The organism is Chryseobacterium scophthalmum, assembly GCF_900143185.1.
In the GTDB taxonomy this organism is placed as follows: Bacteria; Bacteroidota; Bacteroidia; order Flavobacteriales; family Weeksellaceae; genus Chryseobacterium; species Chryseobacterium scophthalmum.
Map to the genome: position 1 here is coordinate 222,127 of NZ_FSRQ01000001.1, position 17,054 is coordinate 239,180.

Here is a 17,054-nt window from a genome sequence, read left to right on the forward strand (position 1 = left end):
CCCATGATCACCCGCTCCATCTACATCGGTAATCCCACCTATCTGAAACTAAAAGACAATCAGATGAAAATACTATGTCCGGAAACAAAAGCAGAAAAAGGGAGTGTTCCGGTAGAAGATTTGGGCTTGTTGATGTTGGATCATTTTCAAATTACCATTTCACATCAGCTCATTCAGAAAATGATGGGCAATAATGTGGTGGTTGTGAGCTGTGATGCGCAACATTTACCCCACGGAATTATGTTACCACTTTATGGACATACCGAACATTCGGACCGAATCAAAGACCAGTTGGAAGCCAGCGAACCGCTCAAAAAGCAACTTTGGAAACAAACTATCGAATGTAAAATTGAAAATCAGAAAGAAGTTCTATGGCGTTTGGGAAATTATTACGAACCGATGCTCGAGTATCAAAAAAATGTGAAAAGTGGTGATATTACCAATATGGAAGGCATTGCAGCTCAACATTATTGGAAACACCTCATCAGTCTGGATTTCCTCAGGCAACGCTTTGGCGACTCGCCAAATCAGTTTTTCAACTTCGGATATTCTGTGCTTAGAAGCATTGTGGCGCGTGCGATTGTAGAAACAGGTTTGCTTCCTGTCCTCGGAATTTTCCATAAAAACAAATACAACCCTTACTGTCTCGCTGATGATTTAATGGAGCCTTATCGCCCGTTCGTAGACCAACTGGTCATGATTTGGCTTACCAAAAATCCCGACTCAGATGAGCTGACAAAAGAATTCAAAGCACACATCCTCCAGATTGCCACCAAAGACGTAAGGATAGATCAAGTCACAAGACCCTTATTAATCGCTGTAAAAATGACGACTTCCTCACTCCACAAATGTTATACAGGCGAAAAACGTCAGATTTCTTATCCCGAATTCGTATGAAAATGCAAATTATTTGGGCGTGCCCCATTGTTTTTCCAACCGCTCAACCTCATCGGTTTCAAAAACCGTTGAGATTTTTCCTTGCTCAAAAACAAAGGGTCGGTCTCCGCTTTCAATCTTTTCCCGCCACCGCATTTCCTTCGCTAGAAAAGGATTTCCAGCTGCGCCCTCACGCAGAACACCGCTTCCGAAACAACATTTTCACCCATGAAACAAGACCGTTTTAACGCTTACCGAATTATGTGGGTTTTAGTTTTATACGATTTGCCAACCGAGACCAAAGCCAATATGAAAGACGCCAACCGCTTTCGGAAAAGCTTGTTGGATGATGGTTTCACACTATTTCAGTTTTCAATGTATGTCCGTCATTGCCCAAGCCGAGAAAACGCAGAGGTTCATATTAAAAGAGTAAAGTTTATGCTCCCAAAAGCAGGAAAAGTAGCCATTATGTGCATCACCGACAAACAATTTGGAGATATAGAAATTTTCTTTGCTCGGAATAAAGAAGAACCTCCACCAACCTTTCAACAATTAGAATTGTTTTAGGGCTTGATATTTTTTAAGTGCACTAGTTGTTATTTTTAATTATGTCCAATTTTTCTTTTGGCTTTAGTTTATCTTATGACTTTTATAGTTGAAATATTAAGCTTGGTAATAATGTAAGTTTTGTGGTTGCCGCTAGAATTACTTTAGTTTTAATATTGGTATTCTTACGAATCAAAAAATGACAGAAATTAATTTTAAACTCCATCTAAAAACGCAAAATTTGAAATTCTAAAAACAAATAAAACCTACTGATAAACAGTAGGTTTAGCTTTTGAGGTTGTGTTATATCTCAAAGATACTCAAAAATGAAAGCAATTCACAACACTAATGGTGGTGCTGGGTACCCATCGTATGTTGTGTTATATCTCAAAGATACTCAAAAATGAAAGCAATTCACAACGCTAAGGCCCTGCAAGGGCTTGCGCCTGGAGTTGTGTTATATCTCAAAGATACTCAAAAATGAAAGCAATTCACAACCGGTCGGCAGGTAGTAGCACCAGCGTAAGTGTTGTGTTATATCTCAAAGATACTCAAAAATGAAAGCAATTCACAACGCAGCGGCGAACTTTTGTACTTCTTCCTTAGTTGTGTTATATCTCAAAGATACTCAAAAATGAAAGCAATTCACAACTGTTAATTTACAAGCCATTGTATTTATATTGTTGTGTTATATCTCAAAGATACTCAAAAATGAAAGCAATTCACAACAGGGGGTCGAGTGATATTTATTTATACATTGTTGTGTTATATCTCAAAGATACTCAAAAATGAAAGCAATTCACAACCTTGATCTTATTGGAAAGTTGAAAGCAGAAGTTGTGTTATATCTCAAAGATACTCAAAAATGAAAGCAATTCACAACATAGTGGAAGCTCTCTTATAAATTTGAATAGTTGTGTTATATCTCAAAGATACTCAAAAATGAAAGCAATTCACAACCCATACGTCGGAAACACCTACTCGCCCTTTGTTGTGTTATATCTCAAAGATACTCAAAAATGAAAGCAATTCACAACTTTGACCTTTTCTTTAGGAAGATCGATTTTGTTGTGTTATATCTCAAAGATACTCAAAAATGAAAGCAATTCACAACATAATCTTCAACCTAAACAACCAGAATTATGTTGTGTTATATCTCAAAGATACTCAAAAATGAAAGCAATTCACAACACATCAGGACAAGTAGTTGTGATGGGTAGAGTTGTGTTATATCTCAAAGATACTCAAAAATGAAAGCAATTCACAACTGGATGATAAAGGAGTCGAACCTTCGAAGCGTTGTGTTATATCTCAAAGATACTCAAAAATGAAAGCAATTCACAACTATCGGAAGTTTTGGGAATTACAGTAACTGGTTGTGTTATATCTCAAAGATACTCAAAAATGAAAGCAATTCACAACCCGTCATGATGTCTACCGGATAATCTTTCGGTTGTGTTATATCTCAAAGATACTCAAAAATGAAAGCAATTCACAACGCAGTCACAGATGAGCCACATGTCCTTTGGGTTGTGTTATATCTCAAAGATACTCAAAAATGAAAGCAATTCACAACGATGATAAAAATCGTTTAGCCTTTTATGATGTTGTGTTATATCTCAAAGATACTCAAAAATGAAAGCAATTCACAACCCTGAATCCCATAGAATAACATATTTATTTGTTGTGTTATATCTCAAAGATACTCAAAAATGAAAGCAATTCACAACTGAAGAATACACTCAGTTAGCGGAAGCAATGTTGTGTTATATCTCAAAGATACTCAAAAATGAAAGCAATTCACAACATTAAACTTATGACACATTCAATTGGTTGGGTTGTGTTATATCTCAAAGATACTCAAAAATGAAAGCAATTCACAACGTATTGCCAATCAGGGATAAATTGATTAACGTTGTGTTATATCTCAAAGATACTCAAAAATGAAAGCAATTCACAACCGGCTAATAAACTCAATACACCTCCCATAAGTTGTGTTATATCTCAAAGATACTCAAAAATGAAAGCAATTCACAACATGCCATCTGTCAGTAAATATGGTAGCTCGGTTGTGTTATATCTCAAAGATACTCAAAAATGAAAGCAATTCACAACATGCCATCTGTCAGTAAATATGGTAGCTCGGTTGTGTTATATCTCAAAGATACTCAAAAATGAAAGCAATTCACAACGTTCTGAATTTACCAAGAAATCACCTTCCAGTTGTGTTATATCTCAAAGATACTCAAAAATGAAAGCAATTCACAACCAGCTACTCAATTAGCTACAATGGCTCAGGGTTGTGTTATATCTCAAAGATACTCAAAAATGAAAGCAATTCACAACACAGTACAAAAACGGGACTTGAACTTGTTGTTGTGTTATATCTCAAAGATACTCAAAAATGAAAGCAATTCACAACACAGTACAAAAACGGGACTTGAACTTGTTGTTGTGTTATATCTCAAAGATACTCAAAAATGAAAGCAATTCACAACACAGTACAAAAACGGGACTTGAACTTGTTGTTGTGTTATATCTCAAAGATACTCAAAAATGAAAGCAATTCACAACACCCTTGTGGGGCGGCTGTTAGAGATTGTTGTTGTGTTATATCTCAAAGATACTCAAAAATGAAAGCAATTCACAACGCAAGGGCGAAAACTGACAATGACAGGTGAGTTGTGTTATATCTCAAAGATACTCAAAAATGAAAGCAATTCACAACTCAATGAGAGGTGGATCGAGATTCAGAGAAGTTGTGTTATATCTCAAAGATACTCAAAAATGAAAGCAATTCACAACTATCATTTCTGCAGTTAAGTAATTAAGTCCGTTGTGTTATATCTCAAAGATACTCAAAAATGAAAGCAATTCACAACAAAGAAGTATTCCGTTATCAATGACCAGTGGTTGTGTTATATCTCAAAGATACTCAAAAATGAAAGCAATTCACAACATACGATTGAACCTTCCAGAACTTCAGATTGTTGTGTTATATCTCAAAGATACTCAAAAATGAAAGCAATTCACAACACGAGATGCAGTTGCTATTGCTTTGAACAAGTTGTGTTATATCTCAAAGATACTCAAAAATGAAAGCAATTCACAACCCAACGCCAAACGAGCAAACAACATTTAACGTTGTGTTATATCTCAAAGATACTCAAAAATGAAAGCAATTCACAACTAACAAATGTTCTTGAAACTCTTTTTCAAAGTTGTGTTATATCTCAAAGATACTCAAAAATGAAAGCAATTCACAACAACGGTTTAAATCAATTAAAAAACTTAGAAGTTGTGTTATATCTCAAAGATACTCAAAAATGAAAGCAATTCACAACATAATACAATATTCGCATTTGGTTTTGTGAGGTGTGTTATATCTCAAAGATACTCAAAAATGAAAGCAATTCACAACAGACTAAGCAAATGACTGAGATTAAGATGTGTTGTGTTATATCTCAAAGATACTCAAAAATGAAAGCAATTCACAACACTGTGGCAAATGTAATAAGAAGATGTAGGGTTGTGTTATATCTCAAAGATACTCAAAAATGAAAGCAATTCACAACCCGTTTTCAATGTTGAAGATTTCAAGTGGTGTTGTGTTATATCTCAAAGATACTCAAAAATGAAAGCAATTCACAACAGATCTCACATGGTCGGCAATATCATTTCTGTTGTGTTATATCTCAAAGATACTCAAAAATGAAAGCAATTCACAACACGACCTTTCAAGTTGTCCTTAATAGCATCGTTGTGTTATATCTCAAAGATACTCAAAAATGAAAGCAATTTTAAAAATAAAAAAGTTCCCAAAATAATTTCAGGAACTGCAAGTTTAAATTTTATATACTTAAAAATTATTAAGGCAACAACTTTTCATAGTAAACAGGAGTGTATTTTTCAGCATCAAATCCCATAATCATAAAACGGAATTTTTTTGCAGTATCATTATTGTAAAAATCAACTTTTGCGGGAGTATCCGGATCTATCTCCATATTAGGATTCCAGTAGAGTACGGGTCTGTAATCGCTAGTTATTTTAGATAATTCAGAATTTTCATAATCAGAATCGGGATATCCTTCAGATTCATTATAACCTTCCATCACAAAAAAGTTGAGGTTAACCATTTCTGAAAGTGTATTTGCTTTGGCTACAGGTTTCATATCTCCTCTTTTGGTATAAATCAGTACACCACCACTACCACCGCCACTCATACCAATTGCACCGTCTTTGATAATTTTTACCATAGCGATATTATCTGCCGATAAGCCGGTAAGAGTACTTGCATCAGTTAGCATTTCATCCAGATAAACATTCGCTTTTGCTTGCCGGATGTATGGGGTTGGAATTCCATTTTCGTAATTAATTGTTAATCCGGCAGCGCGACCTTGTAGCCATTGTAATATATTTTGTGAACCCGCAGCAGATTGGTTCTCATTGACAAAATCAAAAACAATCTCACTCATGCTTCTGTAAAGAGAGCTACTCAGTTTGTTGTTAAGTTCATCTTTGAGGTTTTTCTTTTTCGCTTTTATTTTTACCTCTTCAATTAAAGCAACTTTTTCGTTGTATTCCTTTTTATATCTTCTTGCATCAATAGTTTTTGTTAATTCTGCCGGCTGACTGCTTTCTACAGTAGAATTTCTATCAACAAGTTTATATCCTTCAATTGTCGGTAGTTCTTTTTTTAATGGGATAAAAGTATTGGCGGGATGCACATACACATTGGTTCTGCTTTTTAAAGCGGCATTAGCTCCATTAACCTGATAAGTAATTTTAATAGGTTTTTCAAAAATCATATTATCAAAAAGGAATTCTCCGTTACTATCCGTTTCAACCTGAAAAACCTGATTTCCGGATTTGTCTCCCTCAACAAACATGATGAGGTTTTGCTGAGGAGCAGGTTTAGCGTTTACCGTTAATTTTCCTTTATAGGAAATATATTTTGAGGCATTATTAATTATTTCCGGATGTTTTCCAGAAATAATTTCTTTCCAGTCAAACATTTTCCATTGTTCCGAAATGAGAAGAGCATCCAATGCATCGGTATTTCTTTTTTCACTAAAATATTGGGCAGGACGATCTATTTTAGACTTAATAACACTTGAAAGCCATAATGAGCTTAAAAGATTTTCGTTCAGCAAAGATTTTTTATCTTCAGGATCAAATACTGCAATAGAATAACTCGGAATATCTTTAATAGCTTTCACATTAAAAGAATTAAACCCTCTTTTTTCCGTACTTAAAGTTTCAGATTTTACTTCCGGAACAGAAATATTTAAGTTTTGTGGCATCACAAAACACATTCTGCTCACCAATACATTTTCTTTATCATCAAATACAGTAAGCTGTAAAATACCGTTGATAAGTTGATTGGTTGGTATTGCCTGGAATGAATCTTTTAACTGATTAACTTTCGCTTTGTAAACCAACTGATCACCAATATTGGCTATAACAGTGTAATAAGGGATGTTTTCTCCGGTATTTTTTATTTTATATTTAATATTGTCTTTTTCACTGATCACTTGCAGACTTACTCCTTTTTCAGAAGCATTCGGAAGGGCTACAGATTTTTGTAAACCATTATTGTCTGTAATCACCGCTTCGTAAATTTTATCTTTCTCAGGAGTTAATGAGAAAACTCCAACATTTTCGTCTAAACCTTTAAAAGTTGTGATTTTCTTTTCAGGATGGTCTTTTTCAATGATATATCCTTCCCATTGCGAGGGAGGTATTCCGATATTATGAAGACGTATAGCTATTTTAGACTGATTTCCAACAATAAAAGAATTTCCTTCCGGATGTACTGTCGCAGACCATGAAGAAGACTTATCTGTAACTAGTTTTTTAGGTGAAGAAGGGTTGTAGATAGGGATTTGCTTAATGTATTGGAAATCCTCACTCAGATTGCTCATCATCGGAGTATAGGCTCTGACGAAATAAATATCTTCACTCAAGCTTTCAGGAATCTGAAAACTTCCCTGAACTACCCCGTTAAAAATAGGAAATCTTTTTCTCAGAATCTGTTTTTTATTTTTATCATAGAGCTCAATAAAAAAGTTGGTTGAAAGATCTGATATGGTGAAGTTTCTGAAAACCATTGCATTAAACCACAGCGTTTCTCCCGAAAGATACAAATCTTTATCTGTAAGGATATAAAGATTTTCCTGTGAAAGATTTTCGTTAATATATTGAAGAGCCTTGTCGGCAGATTGTTGTGAGTGAATGTGGCTGAAAGATGCCAAAAGAAAACAGAATGTAATTATTCTTTTCATATTCTATACTACATTAAGAGTATACAAATAAAGTGAAAACTGTTTGTCTGATAAAATATTTAATATACTTTATGATTTAATAATTTATTAGAGATGTTTTCAAGCAATTTTATAATTGATAAAATTATTCATACGGAATGTTTTAGGTCATTTATTTTGATTTAATCCCTCTTTTTCAGCTATTTTAAAACTGTTTAATCTCTTAATTTGCTGTAAAGTAGTTTGTTGTTAACTGATGAATTGTTGATTAAAATTGTCTGTAAAATGGAATTCGCTCATTATGAATTTGTTAATAAATAAATATTGATAGTGGTTAATTCATTAAAAATCACTAATTTCGCACCCGTAAAAATCATTCATGCAAAACATTAGAAATATTGCGATTATCGCACACGTTGACCACGGTAAGACTACTTTGGTTGATAAGATTATTCATGCTACAAACATTTTCAGAGAAAATCAGGAAAGTGGAGAATTAATAATGGATAACAACGATCTTGAAAGAGAAAGAGGAATTACCATTTTATCAAAAAATATTTCTGTTACTTATAAAGATACAAAAATTAACGTTATCGATACTCCTGGTCACGCCGATTTTGGTGGTGAGGTAGAAAGAGTATTGAAAATGGCAGACGGTGTTATCTTGTTGGTAGATGCGTTCGAAGGACCAATGCCTCAAACAAGATTCGTATTGCAGAAAGCTCTAGAATTAGGTCTTAGACCTTTAGTTGTTATCAACAAAGTTGACAAACCAAACTGTCGTCCGGATGAGGTTCACGATCAGGTATTTGATCTATTCTTCAATCTTGAAGCTACTGAAGAGCAGTTGGATTTCCCAACATTCTACGGTTCATCTAAACAAGGATGGTTCAACACTTCATTAGAGCAAACTGACAATATTTTCCCATTACTAGATGGTATTTTGCAATATGTTCCTGAGCCTAAAGTAGAGGAAGGTACCTTGCAAATGCAGATTGTTTCTCTAGATTTCTCTTCTTTCTTAGGAAGAATTGCAATCGGAAAAGTAATCAGAGGAGAAATTAAAGAATCTCAATGGATTGGTTTAGCGCAAGCTGACGGAAAAGTTGTAAAAGGAAAAGTAAAAGAACTTTACGTTTTCGAAGGTCTTGGAAAGAAAAAAGTAACTGAAGTAAAAGCTGGAGATATCTGTGCTGTAGTAGGTTTCGACGCTTTCCAGATTGGAGATTCTTTCGTAGATCTTGAAAACCCTGAACCATTGCCAAGAACTGCAATTGATGAGCCTACATTGAACATGACGTTCTCAATCAACAATTCACCTTTCTTCGGTAAAGATGGTAAATATGTAACTTCTAATCACTTAAAAGAAAGATTAACTAAAGAATTAGAGAAAAACCTTGCGTTAAGAGTTCAGCAGACTGATGATGCAAACACATTCTTGGTATTCGGTAGAGGTATTCTTCACTTATCAGTTTTAATTGAAACAATGAGAAGAGAAGGTTACGAAATGACGATTGGTCAGCCACAGGTAATCTTGAGAGAAGGTGAAAATGGTGAGAAATTGGAGCCTTATGAATCTTTGGTAGTAGACGTTCCTGAAGAATTTGCTTCAAGAGTAATCGACTTAGCGACTCAGAGAAAAGGTGACCTTCACATTATGGAAACTAAAGGTGAAATGCAGCACATGGAATTCGAAATTCCTTCAAGAGGTTTGATCGGATTACGTTCTCAAATGTTGACAGCTACTGCAGGTGAAGCTATTATGGCACACCGTTTCACAGAATACAAGCCTTTCAAAGGAGCTATTCCTGGAAGAAGTAATGGTGTATTGATTTCTAAAACTCAAGGTCCTGCAACTGAATATTCTATTGCTAAACTTCAGGATAGAGGTAAGTTCTATGTTGATCCGGGTGAGGAGATTTATGCAGGTATGGTTATCGGTGAGCAAAACAAGCCGGGTGACTTAGTTGTAAACATCGTTGAAGCAAAACAATTGAACAACATGCGTGCTTCTGGAAAAGATAAAGATACTGGTGTTGCACCAAAAATCTTATTCTCTCTTGAAGAATGTATGGAATATATCCAAGCTGATGAAGCAATCGAGGTAACTCCTAACTTCATCCGTATGAGAAAGAAAATCCTTTCTGAAGAAGAAAGAAAAAGAATTGAAAGAGGAGCGAAAGCATAACCCTAAATTCTCAAATATATTTAAAGCCTCGATTTTTCGGGGCTTCTTTTATTTCATTAATGAAATCATAGTAAAGAGTTTTTTATTCTTTTCTGTTTTAACTAAATTTTACAGTCTGAGATTTCTCAAATTATCTTTATATCATTAGTTTTGTGTTTTTAACAATTCAGAAATCCTTTCTTGGAATCATATATGAAAATCTCTAAAATAAAATTAGTCTGCATATTAGGTATGTTTGCTTCTTTCAGTACTTCATGTGCTGTAAGAGAAAATACTCCGAAAGTAAAAAATAAAGTCTCCAGTAATACTACTAAAACTCCAAATCCTAAATTAGTTCCGCCAATCGTAGCGATTCCTGTTAATGAAGAATTTAGAGTGAATCTTCCTGCAATAAAAAGAGAATTCCGTGGCGTATGGATTGCAAGTGTAGCTAATATTAACTGGCCTTCAAGAAATAATCTTTCTGTAGATCAACAAAAAGCTGAAGCCATCAATATGTTGAATATGCTTCAGGAAAATAATTTTAATGCAGTGATTTTTCAGGCACGTCCGTCTGCAGATGCTTTATACACAAGCGAATTAGAGCCATGGTCTTATTTTTTGACTGGAAAAACTGGAGAGCCACCATATCCAAATTATGATCCTTTACAGTTTTGGATTGAAGAAGCTCATAAAAGAGGAATGGAACTTCATGTTTGGCTGAATCCTTACAGAGCACATCATTCGAATGGGGGAGCGGTTTCCAACCAGTCGATGGTGAATAAACTTTCAGATATTACCATTAAACTGAAAAACGGAATGTATTGGTTTGACCCCGCAAATCCGAAAACTCAGGGACATGTTTCTAATGTTGTGAAAGATTTGGTGAAAAGATATGATCTCGATGCGATACATTTCGACGATTATTTTTATCCGTATGCAACCTACAACAGAGGGATTGATTTTCCGGATCATGAAAGCTGGAGAGCCTATCAAAGTTCTGGAGGAACACTTTCCAGACCAGATTGGAGAAGAGATCAGGTGAATCAATTTGTAGAAAGGATTTACAAAGAAATTCACGCTGAGAAAAATTACGTAAAATTTGGAATCAGTCCGTTTGGAATCTGGAAACCAGGTTATCCGGAAGGAATTGTTGGTTCTTCGCAATATGATGAACTGTTTGCAGATGCTAAATTATGGTTGAATAAAGGTTGGGTAGATTATTTTTCGCCACAATTGTATTGGCCGATCGATTCAAAAGGACAAGCTTTTGCTTCTCTGTTAAATTGGTGGAAATCTGAAAATACCATGAACCGTCATCTTTGGCCAGGCTTAAATACGGTTGAAATAAAAGTTTCCGACAGACCGGGCGAAATTAAAAATCAGGTGGAATTGTCAAGACAGATTTTGAAAGATGATGCAGGAGAAGTACATTGGAGTATTGCCGGTTTAACGAAAAGTTCAAACATGCTTCCTACTTTAAAAAACGGTCCCTATAAAGAAAAAGCTTTAACTCCGAAAAGTCCTTGGTTAAAAGCCATTCCTTTAGAAAAACCAACTTTATTCATCAATGATAATGGAAACTCTATACAAACAAGCTGGAGTTCTAAAAATATAGGAAATGTTTTTCAATGGGTTCTTTTTACACAATACAACGGAGTTTGGGAAACCGAAATTCTTACATTAGAGAATCTTTCAAAAGAAATTCCTAAGTTTAAAGACGGCAAAAATTTGAATGCCATTGCAATAAAAGCAATTGACCGTTTAGGAAATGAAAGCGATTATATGGCGAAGAAAGTAAGATGATTTTCTTACATTTAAAATAAAAAAAAGAGAGGCTAATAAAATATTTAACCCCTCTTTTTTTGTTTAAAATACCTGTACGATTGTAAATTTTTCAGAACCTGAAGTGATGGTAAACCATTCTCCTATTACATAATTTCTATCTTGATAGGTCTCAGAAACGCTGTTACAAGCATCATAAGAAGGATCTCCTAATTCAAGTTCAGCTCCATAAACGAAGTTTGCATCTCTTGTTACCATTAAACAGTCTGTCCAATCTGTACTGGTTGTAACAACACTTGTATTGGAGAGTTGAGCATGACCAGCAAGCCTCCATATTGCAGGATTAGTTGCCGAGGTTTGTACAAGCCACTGATTAATTGCCGGATTAGAAGCGGGTCCCTGATTGTATTTTGGATATTTAGCAATGAAAGGACTTCCACCACTTGCAGGGGGAAATGTTATGTTGTAATTGCTGTAATCATTACTCGAAATTCTTGGATAGCAGCTTCCGTTAAGACCATTAGCTTCTATTCTTGCCTCCAAGAAATAAGGCGAATAATTATAAACCATTAATGTTGACTGTTGAGCATTGGCATAAATTCCAAATAATAGTACTGTGAATATAGTTAAGATACTTTTTTTCATAATCTATTTAATATTAGTTTTTTGTTAGGCTAAAAGTTTTAATTTTCTGACTGTACTTTGTTTTTAATCTCACTGGTTTTATTGTTGTTGATCTGAATAGCCCATACAATAATTGCACTCATATCGCCTCTTGTTTTCTGTGCTATTTCCTGATCTGTTACACCTGTAGATTTTATTAATTCTAATGATGCCGGAATAAGTGTTTTCTTTCTTCTGTCACTTAGTTCTGTACTTCCATTTTTTCGTTCCTCTTCATTAGGTTTGTTTTCCGGATTGTTTAAGTTTTTAAAAGCTTTTGCGAAATTTTCCATTTCCGGGGATTTAAATGTTTCCGGATTTGTTACTACTGCATTTTCAGAAGTACATGAGTTAAAGATTGCTAACGATGCCAATAATAGACATAAGATTGGTTTTTTCATGTTTGTTTGAGTTATTAAATTTTTGACCAAACTAATCATAGAAAATCTGATGTGCAAACAGTAGATGTAGCAATTTATCAATTAATACTCTAAACAAAAGTCAGGAATTATTGTGTTTAAAGCATTTTTCAAAGTTTTTTCAAAAAAAAATATTTTAACTATAGTGTGAATTATATACAGTTGTGATTTGCCTGATTTCACCTTGTTATGATAATTATTAATGCTGTTTTGAATTTGTAGTTTTAGTATTTTTAAAAATAATTGATTATGAATAAGTTAAATATTTAAATATGTATAAATTTATAAATAATTCCTGCTTATTTTAAATATTTATTTGTAATAATTCAATGTGTTTATTTTTATTTTTAAATTGCTGACATTTTTAAATCATTCATTTTTGAAATAAAATTATTATTTACCCAATCTAAACCTATCAATTATAATATAACAACAGGTTTTTAACAACAAAAAATTATTTACTATGAAAAAAATTCTTTTTACACTTAGCTTTTCAATTTTGGTGCTAAGTTCATGTTCTAACGAAAACATGGCAGTCAACAATGTAGAATCTATGAAAAGCCCAGAAATGGAAAAGTTTGATAGAGCAATGAAAAGTTTAGGTGATCCCGGCAATAGACCAACCGAAGAAGAAAGAAAAAGCGGGAGTACAGAACTAAGCGACAGAAGAAAAAGAGTACTTCTTCCTTCTGCGATGGATCTTATTAAATCAACGGGAGTTACAGATACTCAGATTCAGCAAAAGACGAATGGCGATATGTCTGCAATTTTGGTTTGGGCAATTCAGATCAATCAGGAAAAAGTGGCACAAATAAGAAGTAATGCAAAACTATAAGAGATATTATTATGAAAAAACAACTTTTAATATTATGTTGCGCTTTAGGAGGAATGATCTCTGCACAACAAAGTACTCTTATTATCAATAATTATTCATCATACGATTATCATGGTCAATTGATGGCAACACCTTTAGGATCGTGTTATCCGATGGTGAGTATTGGGTATCCTGCAGTTCCTAATCAGCTTATTGTACCGGCATTATCCGATTATGAACTTCCATCTTATTCTGATGGGTTAGCGAATGGTATTAGTACTTTTTTGGTGCAGACTTCAGGAACTAATACTGCTATGCCAAGAATTCCAAGTCATCCTACATTATCACCAACTGGAGTTATTTCTCTAAATACTAATTGGAGACATACAAAATTCCAGATGTATTTTGCAGGAACGAATACACCGGTGTCATCAGGCGGAACAAGCGTACCTGAAACTTATTTTAATGCAAATCTTGGAGATGGAACGAATAGTTGTTTTTCTGGACCAAGTAATATTTCTACTATATATGGAGATGCTGAATGGTTTACGATTTCATCAGGCGGAACACAATATACTTATATCCAAATTTTTTAAACTGATAACATGAAAAAAATACTTTTGCTCTTAAGCTTATCTTTAAGTGCGGTTGCATTTTCTCAGGTAAGTACATTGGTCATCAACAATTATTCGGCTTATACGCTTACAGGGAGACTTCGCGCTACAGATTTAACGAATTGCGTTCCTGAGATTTATATGGGAAATACTTTGGCGAGCGGTAATTTTACAATTCCGCCAACTACAACTACAGATTATCCCAAATATTATACTGCCAATACAGCACCAATACCTGTAAATGATTTTCTGGTTAGACTATCTTATACATCACCTGCAACTGTGCTTGCTTATAATGATCCCAATATGTATGCAATTTCTCCTACCACAGATTGGTCTTTCTTTGCATTCGATGTAAGAGATCCTGCAAGTATCAATACGGTTTATGATCATTATGATATAGGTGTTGCACCATGTGCAGCTACTTATCCCACAAATGGTATCGGGACGGTATCAGAAACCGAGTGGTTTACAATTACATCTGGTGGAACAATCTTCAGTTATATAAATATTTATTAATTACAGTTATACTTTGAGATTGTAACTTTAAACAAAAAAAATAGCTCCTTGTAAATTCAGGGAGCTATTTTAAATTATTTAGAAAACGAATTATCCAATCTCAATACCGTTCTCAACATTGCTGTCGTCCGGTGTTACAAAAGATAATTTTCCGTCTGGTTTTGTCGTTAATAGCAACATTCCCTGAGATTCAATTCCTCTGATCTTTCTTGGAGCAAGATTTAATAGAATCATAACCTGTTTTCCAATCACTTCTTCTGCGGTAAAGCTTTCTGCAATCCCTGAAACTACAGTTCTTACATCAACTCCTGTATCAACAGTTAGTTTTAATAATTTATCTGCTTTTTCTACTTTTTCAGCTTCAATGATCGTTGCTGTTCTCAAGTCGATCTTTGTAAAATCATCAAACTGTATTTCCTCTTTCATTGGGTTGGCGTTAGGATTTGTTTTTTTATTACTTTGTTTTGTATTTTCTAATTTCTGGATCTGAGCTTCGATAACATCGTCTTCAATTTTCGAGAAAAGAAGAGATGTTTCGTTGATTTGATGACCCGTTTCAATTAAAACAGTTTTTGTTTCAACAGTATTCCAATCTGATTTTTGAACGTTAAACATATTCAATAATTTCTCAGAACTGAAAGGCATAAACGGTTCACACAATTGCGCTAAAGCAACTGCAATCTGAGCTCCGACAAATAATGAGTGTGCCGCCTTTTCAGGATTATCTTTAATGGTTTTCCAAGGCTCTTCAGCTTGAAGATATTGGTTTCCGAAACGAGCCAAATTCATTAAAGCTGTTAAAGAATTTCTGAATTCGTAATTTTCCAAGAATCCTGAAATTTCTTTCGCTGATTTATTGATTTCCGCTAGTTCAGGAGCATTTACATCACCTTGAGGAACGATTCCATCATAATATTTATGAATTAAAACCGCAACTCTGTTAATGAAATTTCCAAAAATTCCAACTAATTCAGAATTATTTTTTGTCTGGAAATCTTTCCACGTAAAGTTATTATCTTTCGTTTCCGGAGCTGAAGAAAGCAATGCATAACGCAAAACATCTTGCTGTCCAGGGAAGTCTTCAACATATTCGTGTGCCCAAACTGCCCAGTTTCTTGAAGTTGAAATTTTATCGTTTTCAAGATTTAAAAACTCAAACGCAGGAACGTTTTTCGGCATTTTGTAATCTCCATGAGCCTTCATCATTGCAGGGAAAATAATACAGTGGAATACAATATTATCTTTTCCGATAAAGTGAACTAAATCGCTTTCTTCACTTTGCCAGTAATCTTTCCAGTCTTTTCCGTTTTTTGCAGCCCATTCTTTGGTGAAAGAAATATATCCGATCGGTGCATCAAACCAAACATACAATACTTTTCCGTCTGCTCCGGGAAGTGGAACCGGGACACCCCAGTTCAGATCTCTGGTCATCGCACGAGGTTTTAAACCATCATTCAACCAAGATTTCACCTGTCCGTAAACGTTTGGTTTCCAGTCGTCTTTATGACCTTCGATAATCCATTCGTTCAGGAAGTCTTCGTATTCATTTAATGGTAAATACCAGTTTTTTGTCTCTTTTAAAATAGGAACGTTTCCGCTCAACATCGATTTTGGATTAATCAATTCTGATGGCGAAAGGGTAGAACCACACTTCTCACACTGATCTCCGTAAGCGTTTTCGTTACCACAGTTCGGGCAAGTTCCAACGATATATCGGTCAGCTAAAAATTCATTAGCTTGTTCGTCGAAATATTGCTCAGACATTTCTTCCGAAAATTTCCCTTTTTCATAAAGAACTTTAAAGAAATCTTGGCTTGTTTCACGATGATTAGCTGATGTTGTTCTAGAATATTCATCAAAAGAAATTCCCAAGTCTGAGAACGATTTTTTGATGATCTCGTGATATTTATCAACAATATCTTGTGGCGTAACACCTTCTTTCTTAGCTCTTATGGTGATAGGAATTCCGTGCTCATCGCTTCCGCAGATAAAAGCAACATCTTTTCCTGATCTTCTCTGAAATCTAGCATAAACATCTGCAGGAATGTAAACTCCAGCCAAATGCCCAATATGAACCGGTCCGTTTGCATATGGCAAAGCCGCCGTAATCATCTTTCTGTTTGACATTTATAGTATAGTTTTAAGTCTGCAAAGATAAAGATAATCTGCCAAAATTCCCGAATAACCTTAGTATAATGTCTTTAATATGTTTTTTAATATATTTTATTTACAACTAAAGCCTTTGTATTTCTTTATTAAACGAAGTGGCTTTGTTTATCTAAAAAATTTAAAGCATAGTCAACTCTTTGTTTCACCTTGCGATAGTCATCAAGAGCAATTTAAAATAAAATTTTAGTAGATAACAAAAAACTTAAAATATCTTCTTAA

At 34.4% G+C, this 17,054-nt stretch carries 11 protein-coding genes and 1 CRISPR repeat array; of the genes, 7 read left to right on the forward strand and 4 right to left on the reverse strand.

Annotation, left to right across the window (positions count from 1 at the left end; translation table 11 throughout):
- Positions 1-3: 3 nt before the first annotated feature.
- The gene (gene cas1, locus BUR17_RS00925) at positions 4-897 is read left to right on the forward strand and encodes a type II CRISPR-associated endonuclease Cas1 (protein ID WP_074228135.1); all 894 of its coding nucleotides are present in this window, start codon (positions 4-6) and stop codon (positions 895-897) included.
- A gap of 207 nt (positions 898-1,104) precedes the next feature.
- Positions 1,105-1,443, forward strand: a complete 339-nt coding sequence (cas2, locus tag BUR17_RS00930; RefSeq protein WP_074228136.1) for a CRISPR-associated endonuclease Cas2 — start codon at positions 1,105-1,107, stop codon at positions 1,441-1,443.
- A gap of 276 nt (positions 1,444-1,719) precedes the next feature.
- A CRISPR array of direct repeats spans positions 1,720-5,228; the repeat unit is 47 nt; unit sequence GTTGTGTTATATCTCAAAGATACTCAAAAATGAAAGCAATTCACAAC.
- Positions 5,229-5,291: 63 nt separating this feature from the next.
- Here cas2 and BUR17_RS00935 read toward each other — a convergent pair.
- Positions 5,292-7,706, reverse strand: a complete 2,415-nt coding sequence (locus BUR17_RS00935; protein ID WP_074228137.1) for a hypothetical protein — start codon at positions 7,704-7,706, stop codon at positions 5,292-5,294.
- 358 nt (positions 7,707-8,064) lie between these two features.
- On the opposite strand from BUR17_RS00935, the gene typA reads away from it, so the two are divergent.
- Complete coding sequence (gene typA, locus BUR17_RS00940) at positions 8,065-9,873, forward strand: translational GTPase TypA (protein WP_074228138.1); 1,809 nt, start codon at positions 8,065-8,067, stop codon at positions 9,871-9,873.
- A gap of 192 nt (positions 9,874-10,065) precedes the next feature.
- On the forward strand, positions 10,066-11,658 hold the full coding sequence (locus BUR17_RS00945) for a glycoside hydrolase family 10 protein (RefSeq protein WP_074228139.1): 1,593 nt from the start codon (positions 10,066-10,068) through the stop codon (positions 11,656-11,658).
- 63 nt (positions 11,659-11,721) lie between these two features.
- Here BUR17_RS00945 and BUR17_RS00950 read toward each other — a convergent pair whose 3' ends face one another.
- Together BUR17_RS00950 and BUR17_RS00955 are read right to left on the reverse strand one after the other, a co-directional pair.
- Positions 11,722-12,282 (reverse strand): hypothetical protein, encoded by a 561-nt coding sequence (locus BUR17_RS00950; protein ID WP_074228140.1) that lies wholly within the window; start codon positions 12,280-12,282, stop codon positions 11,722-11,724.
- 38 nt (positions 12,283-12,320) lie between these two features.
- Positions 12,321-12,701, reverse strand: coding sequence for a hypothetical protein (locus BUR17_RS00955; RefSeq protein WP_143747501.1), 381 nt, complete (start codon positions 12,699-12,701; stop codon positions 12,321-12,323).
- 481 nt (positions 12,702-13,182) lie between these two features.
- Here BUR17_RS00955 and BUR17_RS00960 point away from each other — a divergent pair, with 481 nt between their 5' ends.
- The 3 genes from BUR17_RS00960 to BUR17_RS00970 are packed head-to-tail and all read left to right on the forward strand — an operon-like array spanning position 13,183 to position 14,666.
- A complete protein-coding gene (locus tag BUR17_RS00960; RefSeq protein ID WP_074228142.1) occupies positions 13,183-13,554 on the forward strand; it encodes a hypothetical protein in 372 nt (123 codons plus the stop codon).
- 11 nt (positions 13,555-13,565) lie between these two features.
- A complete protein-coding gene (locus tag BUR17_RS00965) occupies positions 13,566-14,129 on the forward strand; it encodes a hypothetical protein (RefSeq protein WP_143747502.1) in 564 nt (187 codons plus the stop codon).
- A gap of 9 nt (positions 14,130-14,138) precedes the next feature.
- Positions 14,139-14,666 (forward strand): hypothetical protein, encoded by a 528-nt coding sequence (locus BUR17_RS00970; RefSeq protein WP_074228144.1) that lies wholly within the window; start codon positions 14,139-14,141, stop codon positions 14,664-14,666.
- 90 nt (positions 14,667-14,756) lie between these two features.
- On the opposite strand, the gene metG is transcribed toward BUR17_RS00970, so the two are convergent.
- Positions 14,757-16,793, reverse strand: coding sequence for a methionine--tRNA ligase (gene metG, locus BUR17_RS00975; protein ID WP_074228145.1), 2,037 nt, complete (start codon positions 16,791-16,793; stop codon positions 14,757-14,759).
- Positions 16,794-17,054 lie beyond the last annotated feature (261 nt).

Bases quoted from the DNA above. Each gene is read 5' to 3' on its own strand.
- cas1 (WP_074228135.1), top strand. From the start codon at position 4: ATGATCACCCGCTCCATCTACATCGGTAATCCCACCTATCTGAAACTA.
- cas2 (WP_074228136.1), top strand. From the start codon at position 1,105: ATGAAACAAGACCGTTTTAACGCTTACCGAATTATGTGGGTTTTAGTT.
- BUR17_RS00935 (WP_074228137.1), bottom strand. From the start codon at position 7,706: ATGAAAAGAATAATTACATTCTGTTTTCTTTTGGCATCTTTCAGCCAC.
- typA (WP_074228138.1), top strand. From the start codon at position 8,065: ATGCAAAACATTAGAAATATTGCGATTATCGCACACGTTGACCACGGT.
- BUR17_RS00945 (WP_074228139.1), top strand. From the start codon at position 10,066: ATGAAAATCTCTAAAATAAAATTAGTCTGCATATTAGGTATGTTTGCT.
- BUR17_RS00950 (WP_074228140.1), bottom strand. From the start codon at position 12,282: ATGAAAAAAAGTATCTTAACTATATTCACAGTACTATTATTTGGAATT.
- BUR17_RS00955 (WP_143747501.1), bottom strand. From the start codon at position 12,701: ATGAAAAAACCAATCTTATGTCTATTATTGGCATCGTTAGCAATCTTT.
- BUR17_RS00960 (WP_074228142.1), top strand. From the start codon at position 13,183: ATGAAAAAAATTCTTTTTACACTTAGCTTTTCAATTTTGGTGCTAAGT.
- BUR17_RS00965 (WP_143747502.1), top strand. From the start codon at position 13,566: ATGAAAAAACAACTTTTAATATTATGTTGCGCTTTAGGAGGAATGATC.
- BUR17_RS00970 (WP_074228144.1), top strand. From the start codon at position 14,139: ATGAAAAAAATACTTTTGCTCTTAAGCTTATCTTTAAGTGCGGTTGCA.
- metG (WP_074228145.1), bottom strand. From the start codon at position 16,793: ATGTCAAACAGAAAGATGATTACGGCGGCTTTGCCATATGCAAACGGA.